Below are 4,902 nucleotides of genomic sequence, written 5' to 3' on the forward strand. Positions count from 1 at the left end.
GGGAGCACACGGACCGATCGACTCCGGCCCCCCTGAGCGACGGCTCGGGACGCCGGGCCGAACTGTGCGCCGTCGGAGTCAGGAATCTGAGCCCAGCGCCCGTGACAGGTGGGGAGCCGTAGCGCTCTCCGCCGCCCCGGCCACCTCGCCCGGCACTCCCGCCGCCACGATCCGGCCGCCCGCGTCCCCGCCGCCCGGTCCCAGGTCGATCACCCAGTCCGCGCCCGCCACCACCGACATGTCGTGCTCGACGACGATCACCGTGTGGCCGGCGTCGACGAGACCGTGGAGCTGGCGCATGAGGACCTCGACGTCGGCCGGGTGCAGACCGGTGGTGGGTTCGTCGAGGAGGTAGAGGGTGTGGGCGCGCCCGGCGCGCTGGAGTTCGTTCGCGAGCTTGATGCGCTGGGCCTCGCCGCCGGAGAGTTCGGTGGCGGGCTGCCCGAGGCGGAGGTAGCCGAGGCCGACGTCGAGCAGGGTGGTGAGACTGCGGGCCACGATCGGGGTGTCCGCGAAGAAGTCCGCCGCCGACTCCACCGTGAGGTCGAGCACCTGGGCGATGTTCCGTCCCCGGTACGTCACTTCGAGCGTCGCGGGGTTGTAGCGGGCCCCGCCGCAGTCCGGGCAGGGCGCGTACGTGCTCGGCAGGAAGAGCAGCTCCACGCTCACGAACCCCTCGCCCTGGCAGGTCTCGCAGCGCCCTCCCGCCACGTTGAAGGAGAACCGGCCCGCCCCGTACCCGCGCTCACGCGCCTCGTCCGTGGCGGCGAAGACCTTGCGCACGACGTCGAACAGCCCCGTGTAGGTCGCCAGGTTGGACCGCGGGGTCCGGCCGATCGGCTTCTGGTCGACCGAGACCAGGCGCCCCACCCCGGCGGTCTCCTCGGTGATGCCGCCGACGAGGGTGGACTTGCCGGAGCCGGACACCCCGGTCACGGCGGTGAACACCCCGAGCGGGAACTCGGCCGTCACCCCGCGCAGGTTGTGCCGGTGGACCGGACCGACCGTCAACCGGCCCCGCGGTGAACGCACTTCACGCCGCACCGTCGGCGCGCGGTCGAACAGGAACCGGGCGGTCGCGGACTCCTCGACCTTCGCCAGTTCCGCGACCGGCCCGCTGTGCAGCACCCGCCCGCCGTGCTCACCGGCCGCCGGACCGACGTCCACCAGCCAGTCCGCGCCCCGCATGACGTCCAGGTGGTGCTCCACCACGAACACCGAGTTGCCGGCCGCCTTCAGCCGGTCCAGCACGGTGAGCAGGGCCTCGGTGTCCGCGGGGTGCAGTCCGGCGGAGGGCTCGTCGAGGACGTACACCACACCGAAGAGCCCGGAGCGCAACTGGGTCGCCAGGCGCAGTCGCTGGAGTTCGCCCGCGGACAGGGTGGGGGTCGCGCGGTCCAGGCTCAGATAGCCGAGCCCGAGCTCCACGACCGGCGCGATACGGGACTTGAGGTCCTGGGTGAGGAACCGCGCGGTCTCCCCGCTGCCGACCAGGGCGGCGGCCAGCTCGGTCAGCGGCAGGGCCGCGAGGTCGGCGATCGTGCGCCCGGCGAAGGTGACCGCCATCGCCTCCGGGCGCAGCCTGCTGCCCCCGCAGGCCGGGCAGGGGGCGGAGACCAGGAACCGTTCCGCCTTCGCCCTGAGCGTCTGGCTCCTGGAGTCCGCGAACGTCTTCAGCACATAGCGCCGGGCGCTCATGTACGTCCCCTGGTAGGGGCGTTGGATACGGTCCGCGTCCCGGACCGGGTGCACCGTGACCACCGGCTGCTCGTCGGTGAACAGGATCCACTCGCGCTGTTCGGCGGGCAGTTCACGCCACGGCCGGTCGACGTCGTACCCGAGCGCGTCGAGGATGTCCCGCAGGTTCTTGCCCTGCCAGGCGCCGGGCCACGCGGCGATGGCGCCCTCCCGGATCGACAGCGAGGGGTCGGGTACCAGCGACTGCTCGGTCGTACGGTGGACGCGGCCCAGGCCGTGACACTCCGGGCAGGCTCCGACGGCCGTGTTGGGGGAGAAGGAGTCCGAGTCGAGCCGCTCGGCGCCGGGCGGGTAGTCGCCGGCCCGGGAGAACAGCATGCGCAGCGAGTTCGAGAGGTTGGTGACCGTACCGACCGAGGAGCGGGAGGTCGGAGCCGAGCGGCGCTGTTCGAGCGAGACCGCGGGCGGCAGCCCGGTGATCTCCCCGACCTTCGGCGCCCCCACCTGATGGATCAGCCGCCGCGCGTAGGGCGCCACCGACTCGAAGTACCGCCGCTGGGCCTCCGCGTAGATCGTCCCGAACGCCAGCGACGACTTCCCCGACCCGGACACCCCGGTGAACACGGCCAGCACATCCCGGGGCACATCGACGTCCACCCCCCGGAGATTGTGCTCACGGGCACCGCGGACGCGGACGTACGGGTCGTGGGAGGTGTGGGGGCCGTGCATGGGAACGACTCTAACCGGACGTGATCGCGGCCAGCCGCCGGTAGGAGTCCAGCAGGGCCGCACGGTCGTACGTACTGGTCGTGACCAGCACCTCCTGCGCTCCGGTCTCCTTCAGGAGCGTCTCCAGTTCGTGGGCGACCTGCTCCTCGGTGCCCGCGATGTGGCCGGCGAGACCGGACTCGTAGAAGCCGCGCTCCCGGTCCGTCATCGCGCGGCCCTCGACGTGCTCGGCGGGCGGCAGCGGCGGGAAGGTGCCGTGGGTCCGGGAGTACGCCATCGACCAGGCCTCCGGGATCAGCAGACGCCGCGCCTCCTCGGGCGTGGCGGCGACCGCGATCGTGCCCGAGATGACGACGTACGGTTCGGACGCCCAGGGGGAGGGGCGGAAGTGCGCGCGGTAGAGGTCGATGCCGCGCCGCATCCTCTCGCGGTTCCTGAGGTCGCCGATGACCATCGGCAGGCCCGCGCGGGCCGCGATCGCGGCGCCCTCGCCCATGGCCAGCACGAAGGGCGGCACGGTCAGGCCCTCGGCGGGGCGGGCGTGCACCCCCGTCGGGGAGGTGCCGCGGAACCAGCCCAGCAGCTCCTCCAGCTGTACGGCGAAGTCGTCGGCGTCGTCCTTGCCGCGCCCCAGTGCCTTGCGCACGCCGTCGGTGAAGCCGACCGAACGGCCCAGGCCCATGTCGATGCGGCCGGGGAAGAGCGACTCCAGAACCCCGAACTGCTCGGCCACGACCAGGGGTTGGTGGTTCGGCAGCATCACGCCACCGGTGCCGACCCGGATCGTCTCCGTGGCCGAGGCCACGGCGGCCGCCAGCACGGTCGGCGCGGAGCCCGCGACTCCCGGCACACCGTGGTGCTCCGAGACCCAGAAGCGGTGGTAGCCGAGCCCCTCCAGCTCCCGCGCCAGGCGGACGGTGTCCTGGAGCGCCTGCGCGTTCGTGCCGCCCTCGCGGGTGCGGGAGCGGTCGAGGACGGAGAAGCGGACGGCGGCGGTCGGGGAACTCACACAGGATGCAACGCGTGACCGGACACGGTATTCCCCACCGGGACCGCCACGAAAACCGGATGACCGCGATCGCCGCAGGTCAGCACAATGGGCGGGTGACCGTCCAGAACATCCTGCTCTCCGGCGTCGTCGGCTCGACCGCGTACGGACTCGCCCGTGAGGGCTCCGACGTGGACCGGCTCGGCATGTTCGCCGCGCCCACCGAGACCCTGCTCGGTCTGCACACCCCGAAGGAGTCCCACGTCACCACCGCACCGGACCGCACCCTGCACGAGGCGGCGAAGTGGTGCCGGCTCGCCCTCGGCGGCAATCCGACCGTCATGGAGCTGGTGTGGCTGCCCGACGAGCTGTACGAGGTGCGCACCTCGCTCGGCGACGAACTCATCGGCATCCGAGGGTCGTTCCTGAGCGCGCAGCGGGTCCGGGACGCCTACCTCGGGTACGCCGGCCAGCAGTTCAGGAAGCTGGAGAACCGTACCGGCGACCACCGCACCGCCAAGCACGCCCGGCACCTGAAGCGACTGTGCCACCAGGGCCTGGAGCTGTACACCTCCGGGCGGCTCACGGTGCGGGTCGAGGACCCCGGGGAGTACCACCGTTTCGGGGACGCCGTCGCCGCCGACCCGGCCTCGGCGCGCTCACTGCTCGCCCACTACGAGACCGCGTTCGCCGAGACCCGCAGCGTGCTGCCGGACCGGCCCGACGAGGCGCCGGCCGAGGCGTGGCTGCGCCGCGTCCGCGCGGAGTTCTACGACACGGCGGCGTGAGCGCGGGCTCAGCCCTCGGGGCGCAGCAGGCCGCGCTCGTACGCCCTGACCAGGTTCTGCGGGACGATACGCGTGACGCCGTCGATCGTGACCGGCACCAGCTGAGCGGTGGTGGCCTTCCACTGCGAGCGGCGGTGGCGGGTGTTGCTGCGGGACGTCTTCCGCTTGGGGACAGCCATGGGGAACCCCTTCAGGGCCTCGGTGGGTGGGCACCGAGGACGCTATATGAAAATGGATCCCATTAACAACTAACGACGGCGCCGGGACCGTACCCGGGCCTCCCGCGGCGGCTGGATGAACTGGAGCTCCAGCGTCAACGGCGGCTCGGCGGTCCCCGGCCCGCCCGCCGCCGCCCACTGCACGACCTCCTCCGTGCCCGCGTCGTCCATGACGAACCCGATCCACGCCGCCTTGCCCCCCGCCCGGCGTCCGGCCGCCGAGGGGCGTACGACGATCACGTTGGCCTGGTCGCAGGGGCCCAGGCAGTCGGTCGTGCGGACCTGGAAGCCGTGCTGGGCCGCTCCGGCGCGCAGCAGCTCCAACTGCCAGGCGTGGTCGGTGCCGGGGTGCTTGCGGGCGTCGCCGCAACAGCAGCCCCGGCAGACGACGAGGGTGCAGGAGCCGGAGCCGGTCAGGAACGTGCGGGGCGTCGGAGACATGGGAGAAGCATGCAGCTTGCACTGATCAGGAAGGGTGGGC

The 4,902-nt window shown here is 72.5% G+C and carries 5 protein-coding genes; 1 reads left to right on the forward strand and 4 read right to left on the reverse strand.

Annotated features, from left to right (window positions below; all coding sequences use genetic code 11):
- Positions 1-78: 78 nt before the first annotated feature.
- Together EHS43_RS37305 and EHS43_RS37310 are read right to left on the reverse strand one after the other, a co-directional pair.
- Entirely contained in the window at positions 79-2,427 is a 2,349-nt protein-coding gene (locus EHS43_RS37305) for an excinuclease ABC subunit UvrA (RefSeq protein ID WP_125195055.1), read from the reverse strand.
- Between the two features lie 10 nt (positions 2,428-2,437).
- Positions 2,438-3,436, reverse strand: coding sequence for an LLM class flavin-dependent oxidoreductase (locus EHS43_RS37310; protein WP_125195056.1), 999 nt, complete (start codon positions 3,434-3,436; stop codon positions 2,438-2,440).
- A gap of 59 nt (positions 3,437-3,495) precedes the next feature.
- On the opposite strand from EHS43_RS37310, the gene EHS43_RS37315 reads away from it, so the two are divergent.
- On the forward strand, positions 3,496-4,203 hold the full coding sequence (locus EHS43_RS37315; RefSeq protein WP_260470896.1) for a nucleotidyltransferase domain-containing protein: 708 nt from the start codon (positions 3,496-3,498) through the stop codon (positions 4,201-4,203).
- A gap of 8 nt (positions 4,204-4,211) precedes the next feature.
- On the opposite strand, the gene rpmF is transcribed toward EHS43_RS37315, so the two are convergent.
- Together rpmF and EHS43_RS37325 are read right to left on the reverse strand one after the other, a co-directional pair.
- Positions 4,212-4,382, reverse strand: a complete 171-nt coding sequence (gene rpmF / locus EHS43_RS37320) for a 50S ribosomal protein L32 (protein ID WP_125195058.1) — start codon at positions 4,380-4,382, stop codon at positions 4,212-4,214.
- 69 nt (positions 4,383-4,451) lie between these two features.
- The gene (locus EHS43_RS37325) at positions 4,452-4,862 is read right to left on the reverse strand and encodes a (2Fe-2S) ferredoxin domain-containing protein (RefSeq protein WP_125195059.1); all 411 of its coding nucleotides are present in this window, start codon (positions 4,860-4,862) and stop codon (positions 4,452-4,454) included.
- Positions 4,863-4,902: the final 40 nt, after the last annotated feature.

The sequence above is a fragment of the Streptomyces sp. RP5T genome (assembly GCF_003933965.1).
Lineage (GTDB): Bacteria > Actinomycetota > Actinomycetes > Streptomycetales > Streptomycetaceae > Streptomyces.

Bases quoted from the DNA above. Each gene is read 5' to 3' on its own strand.
- EHS43_RS37315 (WP_260470896.1), top strand. From the start codon at position 3,496: ATGACCGCGATCGCCGCAGGTCAGCACAATGGGCGGGTGACCGTCCAG.
- EHS43_RS37305 (WP_125195055.1), bottom strand. From the start codon at position 2,427: ATGCACGGCCCCCACACCTCCCACGACCCGTACGTCCGCGTCCGCGGT.
- EHS43_RS37325 (WP_125195059.1), bottom strand. From the start codon at position 4,862: ATGTCTCCGACGCCCCGCACGTTCCTGACCGGCTCCGGCTCCTGCACC.
- rpmF (WP_125195058.1), bottom strand. From the start codon at position 4,382: ATGGCTGTCCCCAAGCGGAAGACGTCCCGCAGCAACACCCGCCACCGC.